This window comes from Lysobacter sp. (assembly GCF_035655815.1).
Classification (GTDB): Bacteria; Pseudomonadota; Gammaproteobacteria; order Xanthomonadales; family Xanthomonadaceae; genus Lysobacter_J.
In genome coordinates this window covers 26,190-46,624 of sequence record NZ_DASRTS010000021.1, presented here as the reverse complement: position 1 = coordinate 46,624, position 20,435 = coordinate 26,190, and the positions used below count along the sequence as shown (strand labels likewise).

Annotated in this window: 20 protein-coding genes; 10 read left to right on the top strand and 10 right to left on the bottom strand. The window is 68.3% G+C overall.

Translation table 11 applies throughout. The annotated features are described in order from the left end of the window. Position 1 precedes the first annotated feature (1 nt). From rlmKL to VFE83_RS05175, 3 genes are all read left to right on the top strand, one after another. Positions 2-2,215 carry a bifunctional 23S rRNA (guanine(2069)-N(7))-methyltransferase RlmK/23S rRNA (guanine(2445)-N(2))-methyltransferase RlmL gene (rlmKL, locus tag VFE83_RS05185; protein ID WP_324903820.1) on the top strand — a complete coding sequence of 738 codons (2,214 nt, stop codon included), beginning with the start codon at positions 2-4 and terminating at the stop codon, positions 2,213-2,215. Positions 2,216-2,441: 226 nt separating this feature from the next. Beyond that, positions 2,442-3,305 (top strand): pirin family protein, encoded by an 864-nt coding sequence (locus VFE83_RS05180; protein ID WP_324903819.1) that lies wholly within the window; start codon positions 2,442-2,444, stop codon positions 3,303-3,305. A 43-nt stretch (positions 3,306-3,348) separates the two neighbouring features. Continuing rightward, positions 3,349-3,663, top strand: a complete 315-nt coding sequence (locus tag VFE83_RS05175) for a DUF3861 domain-containing protein (RefSeq protein WP_324903818.1) — start codon at positions 3,349-3,351, stop codon at positions 3,661-3,663. A 54-nt stretch (positions 3,664-3,717) separates the two neighbouring features. Here the strand turns inward: VFE83_RS05175 and aqpZ are convergent, their stop codons facing one another. The 4 genes from aqpZ to VFE83_RS05155 form a co-directional block, all read right to left on the bottom strand. Then, entirely contained in the window at positions 3,718-4,458 is a 741-nt protein-coding gene (aqpZ, locus tag VFE83_RS05170) for an aquaporin Z (protein WP_324903817.1), read from the bottom strand. Between the two features lie 211 nt (positions 4,459-4,669). Continuing rightward, positions 4,670-5,122 carry a hypothetical protein gene (locus VFE83_RS05165; protein ID WP_324903816.1) on the bottom strand — a complete coding sequence of 151 codons (453 nt, stop codon included), beginning with the start codon at positions 5,120-5,122 and terminating at the stop codon, positions 4,670-4,672. A gap of 195 nt (positions 5,123-5,317) precedes the next feature. Then, positions 5,318-6,178 carry a pirin family protein gene (locus VFE83_RS05160; RefSeq protein ID WP_324903815.1) on the bottom strand — a complete coding sequence of 287 codons (861 nt, stop codon included), beginning with the start codon at positions 6,176-6,178 and terminating at the stop codon, positions 5,318-5,320. Between the two features lie 102 nt (positions 6,179-6,280). Further along, a complete protein-coding gene (locus tag VFE83_RS05155; protein WP_324903814.1) occupies positions 6,281-6,643 on the bottom strand; it encodes a hypothetical protein in 363 nt (120 codons plus the stop codon). 107 nt (positions 6,644-6,750) lie between these two features. Between VFE83_RS05155 and VFE83_RS05150 the strand changes: the two genes are divergently transcribed. After that, complete coding sequence (locus tag VFE83_RS05150; protein ID WP_324903813.1) at positions 6,751-8,322, top strand: phospholipase D family protein; 1,572 nt, start codon at positions 6,751-6,753, stop codon at positions 8,320-8,322. Between the two features lie 21 nt (positions 8,323-8,343). Here the strand turns inward: VFE83_RS05150 and VFE83_RS05145 are convergent, their stop codons facing one another. Continuing rightward, on the bottom strand, positions 8,344-8,886 hold the full coding sequence (locus tag VFE83_RS05145; protein WP_324903812.1) for a phosphoglycerate mutase family protein: 543 nt from the start codon (positions 8,884-8,886) through the stop codon (positions 8,344-8,346). Between the two features lie 20 nt (positions 8,887-8,906). Continuing rightward, positions 8,907-12,368 (bottom strand): transcription-repair coupling factor, encoded by a 3,462-nt coding sequence (mfd, locus tag VFE83_RS05140; RefSeq protein ID WP_324903811.1) that lies wholly within the window; start codon positions 12,366-12,368, stop codon positions 8,907-8,909. A 197-nt stretch (positions 12,369-12,565) separates the two neighbouring features. Here mfd and VFE83_RS05135 point away from each other — a divergent pair, with 197 nt between their 5' ends. Both VFE83_RS05135 and VFE83_RS05130 read left to right on the top strand, forming a co-directional pair. After that, positions 12,566-13,021 carry a MarR family transcriptional regulator gene (locus VFE83_RS05135; RefSeq protein WP_324903810.1) on the top strand — a complete coding sequence of 152 codons (456 nt, stop codon included), beginning with the start codon at positions 12,566-12,568 and terminating at the stop codon, positions 13,019-13,021. Positions 13,022-13,146: 125 nt separating this feature from the next. Further along, positions 13,147-13,572, top strand: a complete 426-nt coding sequence (locus VFE83_RS05130; RefSeq protein ID WP_324903809.1) for an organic hydroperoxide resistance protein — start codon at positions 13,147-13,149, stop codon at positions 13,570-13,572. A gap of 53 nt (positions 13,573-13,625) precedes the next feature. Here the strand turns inward: VFE83_RS05130 and VFE83_RS05125 are convergent, their stop codons facing one another. The 3 genes from VFE83_RS05125 to VFE83_RS05115 form a co-directional block, all read right to left on the bottom strand. Then, entirely contained in the window at positions 13,626-13,898 is a 273-nt protein-coding gene (locus tag VFE83_RS05125; protein ID WP_324903808.1) for a DUF4242 domain-containing protein, read from the bottom strand. 15 nt (positions 13,899-13,913) lie between these two features. Continuing rightward, positions 13,914-14,963 (bottom strand): class I SAM-dependent methyltransferase, encoded by a 1,050-nt coding sequence (locus VFE83_RS05120; RefSeq protein ID WP_324903807.1) that lies wholly within the window; start codon positions 14,961-14,963, stop codon positions 13,914-13,916. A gap of 108 nt (positions 14,964-15,071) precedes the next feature. Further along, positions 15,072-15,623, bottom strand: a complete 552-nt coding sequence (locus VFE83_RS05115) for a GNAT family N-acetyltransferase (protein WP_324903806.1) — start codon at positions 15,621-15,623, stop codon at positions 15,072-15,074. A gap of 54 nt (positions 15,624-15,677) precedes the next feature. Between VFE83_RS05115 and VFE83_RS05110 the strand changes: the two genes are divergently transcribed. Continuing rightward, positions 15,678-16,028, top strand: coding sequence for an MmcQ/YjbR family DNA-binding protein (locus tag VFE83_RS05110; RefSeq protein WP_324903805.1), 351 nt, complete (start codon positions 15,678-15,680; stop codon positions 16,026-16,028). A gap of 101 nt (positions 16,029-16,129) precedes the next feature. Next, positions 16,130-17,044 carry a cation diffusion facilitator family transporter gene (locus tag VFE83_RS05105; protein ID WP_324903804.1) on the top strand — a complete coding sequence of 305 codons (915 nt, stop codon included), beginning with the start codon at positions 16,130-16,132 and terminating at the stop codon, positions 17,042-17,044. Positions 17,045-17,259: 215 nt separating this feature from the next. Here VFE83_RS05105 and VFE83_RS05100 read toward each other — a convergent pair whose 3' ends face one another. Next, a complete protein-coding gene (locus VFE83_RS05100; RefSeq protein WP_324903803.1) occupies positions 17,260-18,120 on the bottom strand; it encodes a 23S rRNA (adenine(2030)-N(6))-methyltransferase RlmJ in 861 nt (286 codons plus the stop codon). 90 nt (positions 18,121-18,210) lie between these two features. Between VFE83_RS05100 and creB the strand changes: the two genes are divergently transcribed. Together creB and creC are read left to right on the top strand one after the other, a co-directional pair. Beyond that, the gene (gene creB / locus VFE83_RS05095) at positions 18,211-18,897 is read left to right on the top strand and encodes a two-component system response regulator CreB (protein ID WP_324903802.1); all 687 of its coding nucleotides are present in this window, start codon (positions 18,211-18,213) and stop codon (positions 18,895-18,897) included. Next, the gene (gene creC, locus VFE83_RS05090) at positions 18,894-20,324 is read left to right on the top strand and encodes a two-component system sensor histidine kinase CreC (RefSeq protein ID WP_324903801.1); all 1,431 of its coding nucleotides are present in this window, start codon (positions 18,894-18,896) and stop codon (positions 20,322-20,324) included. Before creB ends, creC begins: the two co-directional genes overlap by 4 nt. The last annotated feature ends 111 nt before the right edge of the window (positions 20,325-20,435 follow it).

The following is a 20,435-nucleotide window of genomic DNA, read 5'->3' as shown; positions in this document are numbered from 1 at the left end:
CATGAAGTTCTACGCCAGCTGCGGCAAGGGCCTGGAATACCTGCTCGCCGACGAGTTGATGGCACTCGGCTGCACGCGCGCGACGGCGGCCATCGCCGGCGCCAACGTCGAAGGCTCGCTGGCCGATGCGCAGCGCGCCGTGCTGTGGTCGCGTCTGGCCAGCCGCGTGCTGTGGCCCATCGCGGAATTCGACTGCCCTGACGAGCATGCGCTGTACGCGGGCGCGGCCGCCGTGGCGTGGCCGGACCATCTGGCCTCGGGCGACACGGTCGCGGTGGACGCGCACGTGTCGGGCGACGCGATCACGCACGCGCGTTACGCGGCGCAGCGCGTCAAGGACGCCGTGGTCGACGTGATGCGCGCGAAGACCGGAGCGCGACCGGACGTGGACGTCGAGCATCCCGACCTGCGCCTCAACCTTGTGCTGCGCAAGGGACGCGCGATCCTGTCGGTCGATCTGTCCGGTGGATCGATGCACCGCCGCGGCTGGCGCACCAAGCAGGGCGAGGCGCCGCTGAAGGAAAACCTCGCCGCGGCCGTGCTGCTGCGTGGCCAGTGGCCGCGCGTATACGCTGAAGGCGGCGCGCTGCTCGACCCGATGTGCGGCAGCGGCACGCTGCTGATCGAAGGCGCGCTGATGGCCGCCGACGTGGCGCCGGGCCTGCAGCGCCATGGCAACGAAACGCCAACGCGCTGGCGCGGCTTCGACGCGGCCGCATGGAGCGCGATGCGCGAGGATGCGCGCAAGCGCGAAGCCACTGGCATGAATGCGCTGCGTCCGGCCTTCTTCGGTCGCGACACCGACCCGCACGCGATCCGCGCAGCGCAGGACAATGCGGTGCTGGCCGGCCTGGCGGGGCTGATCGATTTCAAGGTCGGAGACATCCGTTCGCTCGCGGCTCCTGTATCGGACACTGCCTCCGCCGACCAGACGGAGCACGTGCCCGCCGACGCAAGCGCGCCGGAGCCGGGCAAGGGTCTGGTCGTATGCAACCCGCCGTACGACGCGCGGCTTGCCGCCGACCCCGCGCTGTATCGCGCGCTGGGCGACGCGCTCAAGCGCGCCGTTCCGCAGTGGCGCGCCAGCGTGCTGTGCGGCGATGCCGAGCTGGCGTTCGCCACGGGCCTGCGTGCGCAGAAGAAATACCAGGTCTTCAACGGCGCCATCGAGTGCACGCTGATCGTGTGCGATCCGGTCGCGCCGCCGCAGCGCAGGCGCGTCGACGAAAGCGGCAACGACGTGGCTCCGCAGCTGTCGGAAGGCGCGCAGATGGTCGCCAACCGCCTGCGCAAGAACCTGCACAAGCTCAAGCGCTGGCGAGAGCGCGAAGGCGTGACGTGCTTCCGGGCGTACGACGCGGACATCCCGGAGTACGCCGCGGCCATCGACGTCTACCAGACCGACGAGGCCACGCCACGCACGTTCCTGCACGTGCAGGAATACGCCGCGCCGGCGGAGATCCCCGAGAACGTGCAGCGTCGTCGCCTCAACGAACTGCTTTCGGCGGTACGCGAGGTCTTCGGCGTGCCGCGCGAGCAGGTGGCACTCAAGACGCGGGCCCGCGGCAAGGGCGGCAGCAAATATGGACAGATGGACTCGCGCGGCGAATTCGTCACCGTGCACGAAGGCCATGCGCGGCTGCGCGTGAACCTGTTCGACTACCTCGATACCGGGCTGTTCCTCGACCACCGGCCGATGCGCCTGCGCATCTATGAAGAGGCGCAGGACACGCGCTTTCTCAACCTGTTCGGCTACACCGGCGCGGCCACCGTGCACGCAGCCGTGGGCGGCGCACGCATGACTACCACGATCGACCTGTCGGCCACATACCTGGAGTGGTGCGCCGACAACCTGCGCGAGAACAACGTCGGCGGTACGCGCCATCGCCTCGTGCAGGCCGACGCGATGAACTGGCTGGAAGCCGACACGCACCAGTACGACCTGATCTTCTGCGATCCGCCGACCTTCTCCAATTCCAAGCGTGCCGACGACTTCGACGTCCAGGCCAGCCACGTGCGCCTGCTGCAACTGGCCGTGGCGCGGCTGGACGCGGGCGGGGTGCTGTACTTCTCCAACAACTTCCGGCGCTTCCGTCTGGACGAGGTCGCCGTCGCGCAGTTCGCGCACGTGGAGGAGATCAGCGCGAGCACCATTCCGCCCGACTTCGAGCGCGACGCGCGCATCCATCGCTGCTGGCGCATCACGCGACGCTGATCGCATCGCCCTCGTCAGCCGCGGCTGCTGAACAGGCGGGCGCGGGCGCCACGGGGACGTGCTTCACACGCCCGGATTCGTGCCGTGCCGATACTTTGGCCCGGGGCGTCGCCGCCCTGGTGCGAGGGCCACCGACACCGGTCCCGTAACCTTCCGTTCCACGCGCGGTACTGTCCTCGCGACGCCGCGGCCCGCACCTTGTCGTATCGCAACGCAAGGAGTCGCCATGACCTCCGTGACCTCAATGTCCACCGCCGCCCGCATCGGGCGCACCCTGCGCGGCATGCCGGCCTCCGATGGCGCCGGCGTGAAGCTGACCCGCGTGATCGGCACGCCGCAGCTGGAGATGCTCGATCCGTTCCTGATGCTGGACGAGTTCGGCACCGATCGCGCCGAGGATTACCTGGCAGGTTTTCCCGAGCATCCGCATCGCGGCTTCGAGACCGTCACCTACATGCTCGACGGCCGCATGCGCCACAAGGACAACCACGGCAACGAGGGCGTGCTGGTGCCCGGCAGCGTGCAGTGGATGACCGCCGGCCGCGGCCTGGTGCATTCGGAGATGCCCGAACAGCAGGAAGGCCGCATGCGCGGTTTCCAGCTGTGGGTAAACCTGCCGGCCGCCGAGAAGATGACGCAGCCGCGCTACCAGGAGTTCGCACCCGAGCGCATCCCGCTGCTGCAGCCGGCGCAGGGTGTGCAGGTGAAGGTGATCGCCGGTCGTGTGGGCGACGTGGACGGGCCGATCCGCCAGCCCGCGACGGAGCCGGTGTACCTGGACATCGAACTCGCACCGCAGGCCACCTGGCAGTACGAATTGCCCGAGGAGCACAACGGTTTCGTCTACGCCTTCGAAGGTGAGGGCGTGGTGGGCGAGGGCGATGGCGCCCGCGCGCTGGCCGCGCAGGAACTGGGCGTGCTGATCGGCGGCTCGCGCTTCACCATCGCGGGCGGCGACAAGGGCGTGCGCGTGATCCTGGTGGCCGGACGGCCGCTGCGCGAACCGGTCGCACGTTACGGCCCGTTCGTGATGAACACGAAGGAGCAGGTAATGCAGGCGTTCGTCGATTTCCAGCAGGGACGCTTCTGATGCGGGCTGCCATAGAAACAACGTCACTGATGGAGGTGTGCTGATGGCCGCGCGCGAACACCGTTACCGCATCACGCTGGAACACCTCGCCACGCCGCGCGAGGACATGGAGCGGCATGCGCCGCTGGTGTTCGAGGACGGCAACCACGACGACATCTTCCGCATCGTCGACCTGCAGCGGCGCAGCGGCCGCTTCGCCAGCGACGACGAAGCCGCGGCCTTCGCGCTTGGGCTGAAGTTGCTCAGCGAGGCGGTTCTGCGTAATCGCGAAGACCCACTGCTGCAACAGCTGAAGGCGCCGATCGGCGATTTCATCCGCCAGCTCAAGGCGGCCGGTGCGAACAGGTCGGATGCGTAAAGAAACGAAGGCCACCATGCGTGGCCTTCGCCCTTTGGCGGATGTGATGTGCGCTCAGCGCGGCGCGGTGCCGGTGACGTCCGGGCCTTCCTGCCCGAGCCACCGGTAGATCACGCCGCCCAGCAGGCCACCGGCAATCGGTGCCACCCAGAACAGCCAAAGTTGCGACATTGCCGTGGCGCCGGCGAACACGCCCACGCCCGTCGAACGCGCCGGATTCACCGAGGTGTTGGTCACCGGGATGCTGATCAGGTGGATCAGGGTCAGCGCGAGGCCGATGGCCAGCGGCGCGAAGCCGACGGGCGCCTTGGTGTGCGTGGCGCCCAGGATCACCACCAGGAACATCGCCGTCATGACGATCTCGCACAGGAACGCGGCGTTGATGCCGTAGCCGCCCGGCGAATGCGCGCCATAGCCGTTGCTGGCGAACGCACCGGGTGCGTCGGGATTGATCATGAAGCCGGACGCGCCGCTGGCGATGTGCAGCAGGATGAAACCGGCGAGCAGGCCGCCCAGCACCTGCGCGATCACGTACGGCACCAGGTCGCGCGCGGGGAATCGCCCTCCGGCCCACAGGCCGAAGCTCACCGCCGGATTGAAGTGCGCGCCCGAGATGTGGCCCAGCGCGTACGCACCGGTGACGACGGTGAGGCCGAAGGCCAGCGACACACCCAGCAGCCCGATGCCGAGCGGGTTGCCGTCGCCGCCGAAATTGGCCGCGAGTACCGCACTGCCGCAACCGCCCAGAACGAGCCAGAACGTGCCGATGAACTCGGCCGCGAGACGCTTGATCATGCTGCCTCCTCTTCTTCCTTGCGAAGTTGACGGATCAGCTCGGGCCGTACTGCCAACCACCGCCCGAGCGGCGCTGTTGCAGTCTGCATGGCCCTGCCCGACGGCAGGGTCCGGCCCATCATAGGCGTGCCGGCGGCGGATGGAACCCTCGCACGCGGCATCGGCGCCCTGCATGAGGCAGGGCGACAGGTCTCCGGACCGGCGTCCGGAATTACTTGCTGCTCAGTCGGGTGCTGGGAAAGCGGATGGACTGCGCCTCGCTGATCGTGGCGCCCAGCTGCTGCGGTTCGGCCTGCAGCCAGATGTGGGCGACCCTGCCATCGGCCAGTTCCATCAGGGTTTCGCGCACTTCCAGGTTCGGACGCGTCGCGAGCTCGCCCTTGTACCAGTACATCTGCTGGCCATCGATCACGCCGGCTTCGGCGCGGTTGCCGCGCTTGGGCTCGAACGGCGACTTGCGTGCGATGTACAGCCCGAACGCTTCCGAGCCGTCCGCGCGCAGGGCGCGGCAGAAGTCGGAATCGCCGCTGCTGCGGTATTCCCAGGTGAGGCCCGACGTTGCGGGCATCTGCGGACAATTCCCCTGGTCCTGCGCCTGCGCGCTCGCCATGCCCAGCCCGGCGAGCACCAGCAGGGCGGACCCACGCCATGCGGTCGTGTTCACGACTTACCCCCTGTGATTGTTGCGAAACACCCCTTCGTTCAACGCTGTTGCGCTTCAAACGCGATCGGCGAACCGTGATCGATTCGCACGATCAGGTCCGAACATAGTCCAGAAAACGGCACTTGACAAATAACCAAACTTAATAGGCGAAAAGCCCGGCTTATACGTCCGGGCCACCGATCGGCCTGGCTTATGTCAGCGCTCGGGCAGGGGGATGAACTCGTCGTCGCCCGGTACCTTGCCGAAGCGTCCGTCCAGCCAGTCCTGCTTGGCCTGCTCGATCCGGTCCTTCGAGCTGGAGACGAAGTTCCACCACAGGTGACGCGGGCCATCCAGCGGCTCGCCGCCCAGCAGCATCGCCTTGACCGGCGTGCGGGCCCGCAGCTTGGGTCGGGTGCCGGCGTCCAGCACCACCAGGTGCATGGCCGGGATGTCCGCGCCGTCCAGTTGCGCATCACCCTCGAGAACGTAAAGGGCCCGCTGCGGATGACTGTCGTCAAGCGCGAGCTCCGCGTCGGCGTCCAGGTCGATGGCCACGTACAGCGTGTCGGCGTACACGCGCACCGGCGATTCCTCGCCGTAGCCGCGACCGGCCACCACGCGCAGCCAGCTGCCGTCGCGGCGCTGTTGCGGCAGCGTGGCCGCGGGGTGGTGGAAGAAGCCCGGCTCGGCTTCCTCGTCGCTGCGCGGCAGTGCGACCCAGGTCTGCATGCCATGCAGCGGGTGTTCGTGTTCGCGCAGCGTGGTGGGCGTGCGCTCGGAATGGGCGATGCCGCGACCGGCGGTCATCCAGTTCACGTCGCCGGGATTGATGTCCTGCAGGCTGCCCAGCGTGTCGCGATGCGTGATGGAGCCCGACCACAGGAAGGTCACCGTCGCCAGGCCGATGTGCGGATGCGGGCGCACGTCGATGCCGCGGCCAGGCTCGAACACCGCAGGGCCCATGTGGTCGACGAACACGAACGGTCCGACCGAGCGCGCCTGGATGCTCGGCACGGCGCGGCGCACCTGGAAGCCTCCGAGGTCGTGTACGCGCGGGGAGACGATGACGGTCATGGCAGGTTCCTCGACGATGAAGTGGCCAGCGTCGCACGTCGCAGTTGCAACGGCATGCACGACGGTGCTGTCGCGGGCAATGATGATTCCCGGTCTTTGACTCTAGCGCTTGTCGATGAGCAGCGTGGCGGCCGGCGCACCGCCAAACGCCAGGTCGACCAGCGTGATGTGCAGGTCGCCGTCGTCCAGCGACGAGGCGGAGGCGAGCAGCACCAGATCGCGTGCCACACCCGCACGTTCCATGCGCAGGTGCACCTGCGCATCGCCGGCTTGGATGCACTGTACCTGCGGCGGGCAGCGCGAATCGTTGCGTGTGCCCACGTACTGCAGGCGGGTGCGGTCGGGCAGGGTGATGCTTTCGCCCGGCCTCAATGCCGACTGCACCGGCCACGACGTGGCGGGCGCGCTGGCACAGGCGGCCAGCAGCAGCGAAGACAGCGCGACGAAAACGGCTCTGGCATTCATGAAGCGTTCGCTGGAAGGTGCGGGCACGCAGTCTAGCGAGCCGCGCGCGTGAACGGCCGTTGCGCATCGCGTGGCTAGAATCGGACGACGTCCCACGCCGGATCGACATGACCAGAAAACTGCGTTGGGTGGCCTCCGCACTGCTGGTCCTGCTGGCAGCGTCGCTGCTCTCTGTTTACAGCTACGGCCGCTTCGCCGAGCGCGCCCGCGGCCCAACCACCTTGTCGATTCCGGCCGATCGCATCGAGACGCCGCTCGACCGGGCGATCGCCCCGCTGACCCAGGCGCGGCCGGGACACGCGGGACTGTCGCTGATCGCCGACAACCTCGATGCCTTCACCATCCGCGCGGTAACCGCGCGTACCGCCGGGCGCAGCCTGGACCTGCAGTACTACATCTGGAAGCCCGACCTCACCGGCAACCTCATCGTGCACGAGGTGCTGCGCGCGGCCGATCGCGGCGTGCGCGTGCGCCTGCTGCTGGACGACCTGAACTCGCACGCCAAGGACTCGGTGCTGGCCGCGCTGGATCGGCACCCGAACATCGAAGTGCGCATGTTCAATCCCTCGCTCAGCCGCGAGTCGTATTTCCTGCGCGGCATCGAACTGCTGCTGCGCGGATTCAGCCTGAACCGGCGCATGCACAACAAGGCCTGGATTGCCGACGGCCGCGTGGCGGTGGTGGGTGGGCGCAACATCGGCGACGAGTACTTCGGTGCGGCGCAGGCGTCGAACTTCCTGGATGCCGACCTGGCGGTGGTCGGGCCGCCAGTGCAGGAAACCGCGCGCATCTTCGACGCATTCTGGAACAGCCGCTCCGCGATTCCACTGTCGGAACTGGTGGAGAGCGACGAACTGTCGCTGCAACGGCTGCGTCGCGTCGGCGCGCTGGAGTACCGCTCGGAAGATGCCGAGCCCTACGGCGAACAACTGGCGCGCTCGCCTTCGGTGCAGGCGCTGTTGCGCGGCAGCCGGGCGCTGCGCTGGACGCCCGACGCACACGTGTACTCCGATCCGCCCGAGAAAGCCGAAGGCGCGCCCCGGCGCGACTGGCTGATCGATGCGCTGCTGCCCGCGACCACGCAGGCCAAGCGCGAGCTGTTCATCAGCTCGCCGTATTTCGTCCCGGGCGATGCCGGCGTGGCCGCACTGCTGCGGCTGCGCGACCGTGGCGTGCACGTGAGCGTGCTCACCAACTCGCTGGCGGCCACGGATGTCGCGGCTGTGCATGGCGGTTACGCGCCCTACCGGGTGCCGCTGCTGGAGGGCGGTGTGGAACTGTACGAACTGATGTCGCGCGGGCCGCGCGGAGGCAAGGGCGGCAGCGGCCTGCTGGGTTCCTCGTCCAGCGAAGCGAGCCTGCACACCAAGGCGTTCATGGTGGACGGCGACGTCGGCTTCGTCGGCTCGGTGAACTTCGACCCGCGATCGATCAATCTCAATACCGAGATGGGCATCCTCTTCACCGATCCGCAGCTCACCGACGAGCTGATGCGCATCTATGCGTGGAAGGTCGGCGAGGACAGCAGCTACCGGCTGTGGCTGGAGAACGGCAAGCTGCGCTGGGAGGACGGTTCGGCGAAACCGCCACGCGTGTGGACGCATGAACCGGCTGCCAGCTGGAGCCGGCGCGCGATGGCGAAAGTGGTGTCGTGGCTGCCGGTGGAGTCGCAGCTGTAGCGGCAGCCCTACCCGCACTCGTCAGTGTTGCTTCGCTTCCTGCAGCGCAGCGCTTCCATCGGCCGCGATGTGCACCGTGGTAAAGCGGTCGTACTCGGCCTCGCTCATCGGCGCGACCTCGCAGCGGCACAGTGCCGCGGCGATGCCGGGGATGGTGTTGCTGTGGCCGACCACCAGCACGGTCTGGCCACCGTGCCGGGATTGCAGTTGCGTGCCGAAGTCGTCGGCGGGCTGTTTCGCGTCGTAGGTGATCAGCGGCAGGCCGTGTTCCTGTGCCGTCGGCGTCGCCGTCTGCCGGGTGCGCTTGAACGGCGTCGTGTACACGGCGGTGATTGGCGAAGTGGACAGCCGCGTTGCCAGCGCCTGCGCACGCATACGGCCCGCTTCGGTCAGCGGCGGGTCGTCCGAGCCGTCCGCCACCTTCTCCGCGTGCCGCACCAGGATGAAGGTCATGGCGCCATCAGCTTGGACACGAGTGGCCTCGGGCGCCGCAGCGTGAGGCGCCGGCGAGGACGCGCAGCCCAGCAGCAGAAAGGGAAGCAGGAAGGCGAGCGGCTTGTTCATGCCGCCCACCTTAGCCGAGCTCACGCCGCGGGCTGAAGTGCCGTGAGGATGCCGCGTGCGGCGAGGATGCGCGACGACGCATCGGGCAGGTCCAGCGTCATGCGCAGCTTGTCGGGGCCGTCCATGCGGTACAGCTTCGGCTGGCCCTGGATGAGCCGGATGATCGCCATCGGGTCCACGTTGGGCTTTTCGATGAACTGCACGCGCCCGCCCTTTTCGCCAAGGTCGAGCTTGCGGATGCCCAGCTCCGTCGCGCGCTGCTTCAGTTCCGCCACCGCAAACAGATGCTTGGCGGGATCCGGCAGCAGGCCGAAGCGGTCGATCATCTCCACCTGTAGTTCGCGCAGTTCCTCCACGTCGCGCGCGCCGCTGATGCGCTTGTACAGCGTCAGGCGCGTGTGCACGTCGGGCAGGTAGTCCTCCGGGATCAGCGAGGGCACGTGCAGCTCCACCTCGGCGCCGCGCGCGGCGTGGCCGTCGACGTCGGGGAGCTCGCCGCGCTTGATCGAACGCACCGCGCGTTCCAGCAACTCGGTGTACAGGCTGAAACCGACTTCCGCCATCTGGCCGCTCTGCTCCTCGCCCAGCAGTTCGCCGGCGCCACGGATTTCAAGGTCGTGCGTGGCCAGGGTGAAACCGGCACCGAGCTCGTCCATCGCCGCGATCGCGTCCAGGCGCTTGCGCGCATCGTCGGTCATCGCCTTGCGGTCCGGCACGACGAGGTACGCGTACGCGCGATGGTGCGAACGGCCGACGCGGCCGCGCAGCTGGTGCAGCTGCGCCAGGCCGAAGCGGTCGGCGCGGTGGATGATGATGGTGTTGGCGTTGGGGATGTCGATGCCCGACTCGATGATCGTGGTCGACAGCAGCACGTTGAACCGCTGCTTGTGGAAGTCGAGCATCACTCGTTCGAGTTCGCGCTCGGGCATCTGCCCATGCGCCACGCCGATGCGCGCCTCGGGCACGAGTTCCTCGAGCTGGCGCTGCATGCGGCCGATGCTCTCCACGTCGTTGTGCAGGAAGTACACCTGGCCGCCGCGCGAAAGCTCGCGCTGGAAGGCCTCGCGCAGTTGCATGTCGTCCCACGGCACCACGAAGGTCTGCACGGCCAGGCGATGCGCGGGCGGGGTGGCGATGATCGACAGGTCGCGCAGTCCCGCCATCGCCATGTTGAGAGTGCGCGGAATCGGCGTGGCGGTCAGCGTCAGCAGGTGCACGTTGGCACGCAGCGCCTTCAGTGCTTCCTTCTGGCGCACGCCGAAGCGTTGCTCCTCGTCCACGATCACCGCGCCCAGATCCTTGAAGCGCACGTCGGGCTGCAGCAGCCGATGCGTGCCGACGATCACGTCGATCTTGCCTTCGGACACCTTGGCCAGCTCAACCTCGATCTCCTTCTTGGTCTTGAAGCGCGACAGCACTTCCACGCGGATCGGCCAGTCGGCGAAGCGGTCGCGGAAATTGCGGTAATGCTGCTCGGCCAGCAGCGTGGTCGGCACCAGCACCGCCACCTGCTTGCCACCCATGGCGGTGACGAATGCCGCGCGCACGGCGACCTCGGTCTTGCCGAAGCCGACGTCGCCGCACACCACGCGGTCCATCGGCTGGCTGGAGGCCAGGTCGCGGATGACCGCTTCGATGGCGGAGTGCTGGTCGGGCGTTTCCTCGAACGGGAACGCCGCGGCGAACGGTTCGTACGCCGCGCGGTCCAGGTCGATCGCAAGCCCCGCGCGCGCCTGCCGCTTGGCCTGGATCTCCAGCAGCTCGGCCGCCACGTCGCGGACTTTTTCGGCCGCCTTGCGCTTAGCCTTGGTCCACTGCTCGCCGCCGAGCGAATGCAGCGGCGCGGTTTCTTCGCTGGCGCCCGAATAGCGGTTGATCAGGTGCAGCTGCGCGACCGGAACGTACAGGCGGTCGCCCTTGGCGTACTCGATCTCCAGGTATTCGGCCGGCATGCCGCCGGCTTCCAGCGTGACCAGCCCGCGATAACGGCCGACACCGTGGTCTTCGTGGACGATGGGCGCGCCTTCGGTCAGTTCGCCTAGATCCTTGATGATGGCCTCTGGCTCGCGCCCGACCCGGCGGCGGCGACGCGGCTGGCTGGCGCGCTCGGGGAACAGCTGGCGTTCGGTGAGCACGGCCAGTGCCGGCTCGGTGATCGCGAAACCGTCCTCCAGCGGTGCCACCGCGATGGCGAACTTCTCGTCGGAGGCGGCGAACGCCGGCCACTGCGCCAGCACCACGGGGCGCAGTTCCGCAGCCTGCAGCAGTTCGAGCAATGCCTCGCGCCGGCCCGGCGAATCGGCGGCGACCAGCACCCGTCCCGGATAGCTGCGCAGGAACGCCTTCAGCGCATCGCCGGGGGCCTGGTCGCGCGCCGCGATGGGCAACGCGGGTGCGGGCTGGTCGCCCAGTGTTGTGGCGCGCTCGCGCTGTGCATGCCCTTCGCCACAGACCTCGACGCGAAACCCCTGGTTGAGGCGCTCGCGCAGCGCGTCCGGCGACAGGTACAGCGTTTCGGGCGGCAGCAGCGGGCGTTCGATGTCGTGGCGCCGCTGTTCGTAGCGCTCGCCGGTGTGGGCCCAGAACTGGTCGGCGGCTTCCATTGCGCCATCGGCGATCACCGGCAGCGCGTCCTTCGACAGATAGTCGAACAGCGTCGCGGTGCTGTCGAAGAACAGCGGCAGGTAGTACTCGATGCCCGGCGGTGCGTGGCCGGCCTTCAGGTCCTGATAGAGGGCGCTGCGTCGCGTGTCCAGGTCGAAGCGTTCGCGCAGCGCATCGAGTGCGCGCTTGAGCGAAGCATCGTCCAGCGGCACCTCGCGGCCCGGCAGCAGGTGCACCGCGTCGATCCGTTCGAGCGAGCGCTGCGATTCCGGATCGAACGCGCGAATGGTCTCGATCTCGTCGTCCAGCAGCTCCACGCGGAACGGCTGGTCGGCGCCCATCGGGTATACGTCGAGCAGGCCGCCGCGCACGGCGAAGTCGCCCGGATCCAGCACCTGCGGTACGTGGCGGTAACCGGCCGACTCCAGTCGGCGTTTTTCCGCGTCCAGGTCCAGCCGCTGGCCGACCTTCACGTCGAAGCTGCCGCCGACGACGTGCTTCAGCGGTGCCAGTCGCTGCAGCAGCGTCTGCACCGGCACGATCACGATGCCGCGCTTGAGCGTGGGCAGCCGGTGCAGCGCGGCCAGGCGCTGACTGACGATGTCCGGGTGCGGACTGAAGACGTCGTAGGGCAGGGTCTCCCAGTCCGGGAACGCGACCACCGGCAACGAGTCCGCGCCCAGCAACGTATGCAGGTCGGATTCCAGCTGGTGGGCGCCGTGGTTATCGCGGGCCACGACCAGCAGCGGCGCGTCGTGCGCGTTCGCGGCCTGTGCGATATGGAAAGCCAGCGCCGACGGCGATGCTGGCGCGCGCCACCAGGCGCGCTGCTGGCCGGCGCGGGGCAGGGGAGGCGTGGAGAAGGCGGACTTCGGCATTCGACAGACCCAGATGTATCGCGCGGCCGGGCCACGCTCAAAACGAAGGCAGCGCCGGCGGCCATCGGGGGCCCCCAGCGCAAGAGGCGTGCATTTTACGGGATGGCCATGAACGCGCGGTCGCAGATCGCAGCGTTGCGCTGGCAGCGCCAAACATCGCTTGCAATTAGATAGCGCGCTATGTAAATTGCCGTCCCATGAAGAGCAAGTCCACCAAGGCCCGGAGCCTGCTGCAGCTCGACGAGCAGCTGTGTTTCGCGCTGTATTCGACCGGGCTGGCGCTCAACAAGGTGTACCGCCGCCTGCTGGCGCCGCTGGGGCTGACCTACCCGCAGTACCTGGCCATGCTGGTGCTGTGGGAAAACGATGGCCTCACCGTGTCGGAAATCGGCGAGCGGCTGTTCCTCGACTCGGCCACGCTGACGCCCCTGCTGAAGCGGCTGGAAGCCTCAGGCCTGCTGACGCGGACCCGCGCCAGCCAGGACGAGCGGCAGGTAGTCGTGGAACTCACCGCGGAAGGGCGTGCGCTCAAGGCCAAGGCGCGCGCGATCCCGTCCGAGCTGTTCTGCGCGGCCGAATGCACGCCGGACGAACTGGCCTCGCTGAAGCAGCAACTGGAATCGCTGCGCGAAAGCCTGGGCCGCAACGCCTGAGCATCGCCTGCATCACCCAGTCCCCTCAATCGCGACAAATAAATAGCGCGCTATTTAATAGCAAGCTTGTAACGAAGCAGTCGGAAGTTCCACTCAATCCCCAACCCCCAACAGGAGTTCTGCCAATGTCCCTCGATCAGGTTCTCTACACCGCCCACGCCAGCGCCACCGGTGGCCGCGACGGCCGTGCCGTCTCGTCCGACAACGTCCTCGACGTCCGCCTCACCACGCCGCGCGAACTCGGCGGTGCCGGCGGCGAAGGCACCAACCCGGAGCAGCTGTTCGCGGCCGGCTACTCGGCCTGTTTCCTCGGCGCGCTGAAGTTCGTCGCCGGCAAGGAGAAGGTCGCCCTGCCTGCGGACGCACGCATCGACGGCAGCGTGGGCATCGGTCCGATCCCCGCCGGCTTCGGAATCCAGGTCGAGCTGAAGATCTCGCTGCCCGGAGTGCCGCGCGAACAGGCCGAAGCCCTGGTGCACAAGGCGCATCAGGTCTGTCCCTACTCCAACGCTACCCGCGGCAACATCGACGTCACCCTGACGGTGCTCTGACGCCGGAAGATGCGCGGCGCGGGCATCACGCCCGCGCCGCGCTTGCCCCCTCGCTACTCGGCGCTGACCGGGTCGATCACTGCGCTCACCTCGCTGACGCGATCGGCCGGAAAACCGCCGCGTTGCGCGTGCTCGCGGATCATCGCCTCGTTCGGCGCGATGTACACGCAATAGACCTTGTCGCCAGTGACATAGCTGTGCTGCCACTGGATCTGCGGACCCAGTTCGTCCAGCACCGTGCATGACTTCTGCGAGATGGCGCGCAGTTCCTGCGGGGACAATCGACCCGCGCCCGGGATCTCGCGTTCGATCACATAGCGGGGCATGTGCGCCTCCTCGGCTCAGGGCCGGGCTTCGAACACCAGGTTGAACGGCGTCTGCGTGGCGCGGCGGAACCGGCTGAACCCGGCTTCTTCCATCACCGAGCGCAGCCGCGCCTCGCCTGCCTGCGCACCGAGCGCCGGCCCGTTGCGCGCCAGCGACACCGGCACGCAGATCTGCGACGACGCGCCGTAGTACACGCGTCCGACCGGGTTGAGGTTGTCCTCCACGCGATCGCCGGCAAACGGCTCCACCAGCATGCAGGTGCCGTCGGGTTTCAGCGCCTGTCGCGCATGGCGCGCGGCGCCGACCGGGTCGCCCATGTCGTGCAGGCAGTCGAAGAAGCAGATCAGGTCGAAGTGGTGGCCGCTGTAACCGGTGGCGTCCGCGGCCTCGAAGTACACGTTGTCCACGCCGGCCTGCTGCGCGCGTTCGCGCGCGGTCTCGATCGAGGCCTCGTGGTAGTCGTAGCCGATGAATGTCGACTTGGGAAACGCCTTGGCCATCAGCGTGGTGCTGGCGCCGTGGCCGCAGCCCACGTCGGCGACCTTGCCGCCCGCGCGCAGTTTTTCCAGAACGCCATCCAGCGCCGGCAGCCATTCGGTGATGAGGTGCGCGTTGTAGCCGGCGCGGAAGAAACGCTCGGTGCCGTGGAACAGACAGGCGTGGTGCTCGCCCCATTCCATGCCGCGGCCCGTGCGGAAGTTCTCCTTGGTCCGCTCCAGCGCGTGGAAGGTGGCCTCGACGATCGCGTACGCGCCGGGAAGGTCGACCGGGCCGCCGGGGTCGGCCAGGCACAGCGCCTGTTCCTCGCTCAGCGAATAGGTGTCGGTGCCGGGGTCGTACTGCACGTAACCGCCGGCGGCCTGGTTGCCCAGCCACTCGCGCACGTATCGTTCGTGCGTGCCGGTCTGCCGGGCGAGTTCCGCGGCGCCCATCGGTTTGCGCGCCAGTGCGCGGTACAGGCCCAGCTGGTCTCCCACCAGCATGAGGGTGGCGCTGATCGCCGCGCCCAGGTCGCCCACGGCGTGGCCGAGGAACTGGTTGAGGCGCTCTTGGTCGATGCTCATGGTCGCGTTCCGGAAGATGCCGTCCTTCCGTGGACACGCGCGGCGCCGCCTGCCGCAAAGCCCCCCTCAACAACTGGACGAACGTCGGGCCGGCCGGCTTCCGGCCACTCAGCGTTTGCCGTTCTTCAGTTCCAGCGCCACCCGCACCAGGCCGGGCGTGTCCGCCTGGACACGGCGTTCGAATCCCAGCGATTCGGCCAACGCGAGCATCGGCTGGTTGTGTTCGAACACGTCGCCGTACACGCATTCCAGCTTCTTGCCGCGCGCCCATTTCACCAGCCGGGTCATCAGGTACCGGCCCAGGCCCATGTGCGCCACGTAGTGGCTGACCAGGATGGCGAATTCGGCGTTGCGGCCAGTGTCGTCCACCGCGATGCGCGCCACCGCACCGATCAGGGCCTCGCCTGGCGGCAGCGGCTCGGCGGCGACCAGCGCGAACTCGGTCTTCGGATTGATGCGGGTCAGCCGGTCGGCCATGTCAGGGGTGAGTTCGCTCAGCGCAAACAGGAAGCGCTGGCGGACCTCGTCGGGACCGAGCAGGGGGAAACTGGCACGGATCGGCTCGGCGTCCTCGGGCCGGATCGGGCGAATCAATACCTCGCGCCCGTTGGGAAGGCGCATCCGTTCGTGCCAGGGCGGGAGTCGTTCGCGGGCGGCCATGGACCGATATTGGCACACTGCCCGTATTCACATTCTTCACGGGACGCAACGCCGATGGGCACGAAGGGATGGCAGGAGCAGGTGGCGCAATGGCCCGGCGTGGAGTCGTCGGTGAAGTGGGGCGACAACCTGGTCTTCACGGTCGCGGGCAAGATGTTCTGCGCGACCCGCCTCGACGGTCCCGGCCAAGGCAGCCTCAGCTTCAAGGTCGAGGACGACCGCTTCCTGGAGCTGACCGAGCGGCCGGGCTTCATCCCGGCGCCGTACCTCGCACGTGCCCACTGGGTCCAGGTCGAACGCCCGGACCGCCTGCCCAAGGCGGAACTGCACGCCTTGCTGCGCCGCAGTTACGAGCTGGTGCGCCTGAAGCTGCCGAAAAAACACCAGCGCGAGTTGGCGGACTGAGCCGCGCACACGGCGCGTGCACATTCCGGTCGCATCGGCCGACGCCGTGCCGGTGTAGACTCGCCGCCGTTTTGCACAACACCAACTTTAAGGACGAACGCATGGCAGGTGGTGGTGATTCGACCCGCGCGATCTTCTTCGCCCTGGGCGCCAATTTCGCGATCGCGGTGGCCAAGGGCGTGGCCGCGTTCTTCACCGGCTCCAGTGCGATGCTGGCCGAGACCGTCCACTCGCTGGCCGACTGCGGCAACCAGCTGCTGCTCCTGCTGGGCATGCGCCAGGCCAAGGCGCCGCCATCGCCCGACTACCCGCTGGGTTACGGAAAGGCCATCTACTTCTGGTCGTTCCTGGTGGCGGTGATGCTGTTCACCGTCGGCGGCATGTTTTCGCTGTACGAGGGCATCCACAAACTGCAGCACCCCGAGCCGCTGCAGCAATGGTGGTGGGCGGCCGGCGTGCTGGTGTTCGGCATCATCGCCGAGTCGGTCTCGATGCGCGCCTGCCTGCAGGAGGTCAACAAGGCCCGCGGCAACCGCAGCCTGTGGCAATGGTTCCGCGAGAGCCGCCAGGCCGAACTGGTGGTGATCTTCGGCGAGGACCTGGCCGCGCTGCTGGGCCTGGTGTTCGCGCTCGTCGCAGTGCTGCTGGCCGTGTACACCGGCAACGCCCTGTGGGACGCCATCGGCACCATCGCGATCGGCGCGCTGCTGATCGTCGTGGCCGTCTTCGTGGCCATCGAAGTCAAGGCCATGCTGATCGGACAGAGTGTCGACCCGGCGCGACAGCAGCAGATGCGCGAGTTCCTGGAGTCGCGCCCGGAAATCGCCCGCGTGATCAGCCTGATCACGCTGCAGCTGGGCAACGAGGTGCTGGTGTCGGTGCAGGCGCAGATGCGCGAGGAGCACGGCGTGATCGGCCTGATCGACCAGATCAACGCGGTCGAGCGCGCGCTGAAGCAGAGCTTCCCGGAAGTGAAGTGGAGCTTCTTCGAGCCGGACCGCAAGCTGCTGGCGTAATGGCGACGTGCGTGCGGAGCCTGCACCGTTCGCCCGCATCGGCCAGTCACTTACCGTCCTAATGTCATCCCCGCGAAGGCGGGGATCCATGCATCAGGCGAGTCATGCCGCCCGGGAAGTCGGTGCGCACAGGTGGCGTCAGCCCTCGGGACCGGCAGTGAAAGCCGCCGGTACCTCGATCCGCCTCAAGAACACGCCGCGTTGGAAGCGGCGGGCTACGCCGCCCGCACCAGCCACTCCAGCCGCCCCGCAGCCCCCGGGCCTTCCCCCAGCACCTTCGCAAGCAGCGGCAGAGCGCCGGCGAGCGTCTGGTCCAGTTGCCACGGCGGGTTGAGGATCAACAGGCCGCTGCCGTTCATGCGCAGCGGTGAATCGTCGGCGCGTACCTGCAGCTCGGCGACCAGCGATGACTTGGCCGGCAGGGCCGCTGCACGCCGGTAGAAGGGCTGCAGCGAGCGGCGCAACTTGATCGGGTACCACAGCACGTAGGTTGCCTGCGGCCAGCGCGACAGGCTCTCGCGCAACGCGGACAGCGCGGTGTCGAATTCGTCCAGCTGCGCTTCGTACGGCGGATCGATCAGCACCAGCCCGCGGTTGTAGCGGGTTTCGCCGATGCGTGGCGGCAGCAGCGCCTTCATCGCGGGATAGCCGTCGCGTTCGTGCACGGCCACGCGTGGATCGCGCGCGAACACCGATTCCAGCACGCCGGCTTCTTCCGCCTGCAGCTCGCACACCGCGATGCGGTCCTGCTCGCGCAGCGCGTGCGCCAGCAGCCAGGGCGAACCCGGATAGGCGGCCACGCCGTGCTCGTTGCGGCAGGCCCGCACGGCGGTGAGGTAGCGGGTGATAGCCGGATGCCGAGGCGCTTCAGCCATCAGCCGGCCGATACCGCCCTCCGCCTCGCCGGTGCGCTGCGCGGAGTTGCTGTCCAGCGCATACAGGCCGCGGCCAGCGTGCGTATCCAGCGCGAACAGCGCGGCCGGCTTGGCGGTGAGCGTATCGCACAGCGCCAGTAGCGCGAGGTGCTTGAGCACGTCGGCGTGGTTGCCGGCATGGAAGACGTGGCGGTAGTTCATTCGTCGGGGCAGCGGGAACTCGGGATGGGGAATCCTACGCCCATGCCCGTATGCTCTGCCGATCCCGATGGTCGAACCCGCACCGATCCCATGCGCATCCTCCTGGTCGAAGACGAAACCGCCATCGCGCAGATCGTGCTGCACGCGCTGCAGGCGGACGGTTTCGAGGCGGTGCACTGCCTGACCGGCGGCGACGCGCTGTCCACGGCCCGGCAACGCGACTTCGACCTGGCCATCCTCGACGTCGGCCTTCCCGATATCGGCGGCTTCGCCCTGTGCCGCGAACTGCGTCGCCATCGCGACCTGCCCGTGATATTCCTCACCGCGCAGAACGCCGAAGCCGACCGCATCCTCGGCCTGGAGATCGGTGCGGACGACTACGTGACCAAGCCGTTCTCGCCGCGCGAACTGGTCGCGCGCGTGCGGGTGGTGCTGCGCCGGCTGCAGCATGCCGCCGCGGGCGCCGAGGGTGGTGCCGATGCAAGCGCCGGCTTCGTGCATGACGCCGAAGGCAGGCGCATCCGTTATCGCGGCCGCGCGCTGGACCTCACCCGCTACGAATACGGCCTGCTCGCCGCGCTGCTGCAACGCCCCGGCGCCGTGCTGTCGCGCGCGCAGCTGATGGACCGCGTGTGGGGAGATGCCCTCGAGAGCGGCGACCGCACCGTGGACACGCACATCAAGACGCTGCGCGCCAAGCTGCGCGACGTGGCGCCGGATCGCGACCCCATCCGTACGCATCGCGGCCTGGGGTATTCGCTGGAAACCGACGCATGAAGATTGGCCTGCGCATCTTTCTGGGGTATTTCGTCATCGTCGCGGTGGCCGGCCTGCTGCTGGCGCAGGTGTTCGTCGCCCAGGTAAAGCCCGGCGTGCGGCAGGCGATGGAAGACACGCTGGTCGACACCGCCAACGTGCTGGCCGAGCTGGCGACCGACGATCTGGTCAACGGGCGCATCAACCAGGGGGAGTTCGCACGCAGCGTGCGCGCGATGGCGCAGCGCGACTACGGCGCGAAGATCTGGGGCTTCGGCAAGCGTTCCTCGCAGTACCGCATCTACGTGACGGACGCGCGCGGCATCGTGGTGTTCGACAGCTCCGGGCGCGATGTCGGCAAGGATTACTCACGCTGGAACGACGTGTACCTGACGCTGCGCGGCCGCTACGGTGCGCGCTCGACGCGCAGCGAGTACGCCGATCCGGACTCCACCGTGATGCACGTGGCCGCGCCGATCCACGACGGGCAGGGCCGCATCATCGGCGTGCTCACCGTGGCCAAGCCCAATCGCGCCATCGCGCCCTTCATCGAGCGCAGCCAGCGCGTGGTGCTGCGCTGGGGTGCGGTGCTGCTGGGCGTGTCGCTGCTGATCGGCCTGGTCGCCGCGTGGTGGCTGTCGCGCCAGTTGGGTGCGTTGCGCACGTATGCGAACGCCGTGACCGCGGGCGAGCGCGCCAGCCTGCCGCGGACGGCCGGCGAGTTCGGCGAACTCGGTCAGGCGCTGGAAACCATGCGCACTCGCCTGGAAGGCAAGCAGTACGTCGAGCATTACGTGCACACGCTGACACACGAGATGAAGAGCCCGCTTGCCGCGATCCGCGGCAGCGCGGAACTGCTGGAGGGCCCGCTGGACGACGCCGACCGGGCGCGCTTCGTCGGCAATATCCGCGCGCAGAGCGAACGCCTGGCGCAGATGATCGACAAGATGCTGGCGCTGGCCGCTGTCGAACACCGCCAGCGCCTGGAAAACCCCGAGCCGTTGCAACTGGCGGACATGGTTGACGACGCCGCGGCGCAGTGCGCCACGCGCCTCGCCCAGGCCGGTATCACGCTGGAGGTGCACAGCGAGGACCTTCCGCCGGTGATGGGCGATGCGTTCCTGCTGCGCCAGGCGGTGGTCAACCTGATCGAGAACGCCATCGACTTCGCGCCTGCGGGCAGTCGCATCGAAGTGACGGTGCAGCGCGACGGCGAGCGCCAGCGCGTGCAGGTAAGCGATCGCGGCCCGGGGATTCCCGACTATGCAGTGGGGCGCGTATTCGAGCGCTTCTATTCGCTGCCGCGACCGGACAACGGTAGCCGCAGCAGTGGGCTCGGGCTGTGCTTCGTCGCAGAGGTCGCGACGCTGCATGGAGGCGAGGCGACGCTGGAGAACCGGGAAGGGGGCGGGGCGGTGGCGAGTCTGGTGGTGGGTGGAGCGGGCTGATTACGGGTGATCGTCACTGCCCGCGTGCTCGCGGTTGCGTCGGCTAGTGTTGGAGCATGCGCGTGCCGCGGGCCGCGTGCCGATGCGCCTCCGCGTTTTGCTCTCGGCTCG

What these genes read in the sequence shown, in the direction of transcription:
- VFE83_RS05110 (WP_324903805.1), top strand. Translation starts at nt 15,678, where the DNA reads ATGGGCACGAAGGGATGGCAGGAGCAGGTGGCGCAATGGCCCGGCGTG.
- VFE83_RS05125 (WP_324903808.1), bottom strand. Translation starts at nt 13,898, where the DNA reads ATGCCCCGCTATGTGATCGAACGCGAGATCCCGGGCGCGGGTCGATTG.
- VFE83_RS05130 (WP_324903809.1), top strand. Translation starts at nt 13,147, where the DNA reads ATGTCCCTCGATCAGGTTCTCTACACCGCCCACGCCAGCGCCACCGGT.
- creB (WP_324903802.1), top strand. Translation starts at nt 18,211, where the DNA reads ATGCGCATCCTCCTGGTCGAAGACGAAACCGCCATCGCGCAGATCGTG.
- VFE83_RS05155 (WP_324903814.1), bottom strand. Translation starts at nt 6,643, where the DNA reads ATGAATGCCAGAGCCGTTTTCGTCGCGCTGTCTTCGCTGCTGCTGGCC.
- aqpZ (WP_324903817.1), bottom strand. Translation starts at nt 4,458, where the DNA reads ATGATCAAGCGTCTCGCGGCCGAGTTCATCGGCACGTTCTGGCTCGTT.
- VFE83_RS05180 (WP_324903819.1), top strand. Translation starts at nt 2,442, where the DNA reads ATGACCTCCGTGACCTCAATGTCCACCGCCGCCCGCATCGGGCGCACC.
- VFE83_RS05175 (WP_324903818.1), top strand. Translation starts at nt 3,349, where the DNA reads ATGGCCGCGCGCGAACACCGTTACCGCATCACGCTGGAACACCTCGCC.
- VFE83_RS05105 (WP_324903804.1), top strand. Translation starts at nt 16,130, where the DNA reads ATGGCAGGTGGTGGTGATTCGACCCGCGCGATCTTCTTCGCCCTGGGC.
- creC (WP_324903801.1), top strand. Translation starts at nt 18,894, where the DNA reads ATGAAGATTGGCCTGCGCATCTTTCTGGGGTATTTCGTCATCGTCGCG.
- VFE83_RS05160 (WP_324903815.1), bottom strand. Translation starts at nt 6,178, where the DNA reads ATGACCGTCATCGTCTCCCCGCGCGTACACGACCTCGGAGGCTTCCAG.
- VFE83_RS05135 (WP_324903810.1), top strand. Translation starts at nt 12,566, where the DNA reads ATGAAGAGCAAGTCCACCAAGGCCCGGAGCCTGCTGCAGCTCGACGAG.
- VFE83_RS05120 (WP_324903807.1), bottom strand. Translation starts at nt 14,963, where the DNA reads ATGAGCATCGACCAAGAGCGCCTCAACCAGTTCCTCGGCCACGCCGTG.
- mfd (WP_324903811.1), bottom strand. Translation starts at nt 12,368, where the DNA reads ATGCCGAAGTCCGCCTTCTCCACGCCTCCCCTGCCCCGCGCCGGCCAG.
- VFE83_RS05115 (WP_324903806.1), bottom strand. Translation starts at nt 15,623, where the DNA reads ATGGCCGCCCGCGAACGACTCCCGCCCTGGCACGAACGGATGCGCCTT.
- VFE83_RS05145 (WP_324903812.1), bottom strand. Translation starts at nt 8,886, where the DNA reads ATGAACAAGCCGCTCGCCTTCCTGCTTCCCTTTCTGCTGCTGGGCTGC.
- VFE83_RS05150 (WP_324903813.1), top strand. Translation starts at nt 6,751, where the DNA reads ATGACCAGAAAACTGCGTTGGGTGGCCTCCGCACTGCTGGTCCTGCTG.
- rlmKL (WP_324903820.1), top strand. Translation starts at nt 2, where the DNA reads ATGAAGTTCTACGCCAGCTGCGGCAAGGGCCTGGAATACCTGCTCGCC.
- VFE83_RS05100 (WP_324903803.1), bottom strand. Translation starts at nt 18,120, where the DNA reads ATGAACTACCGCCACGTCTTCCATGCCGGCAACCACGCCGACGTGCTC.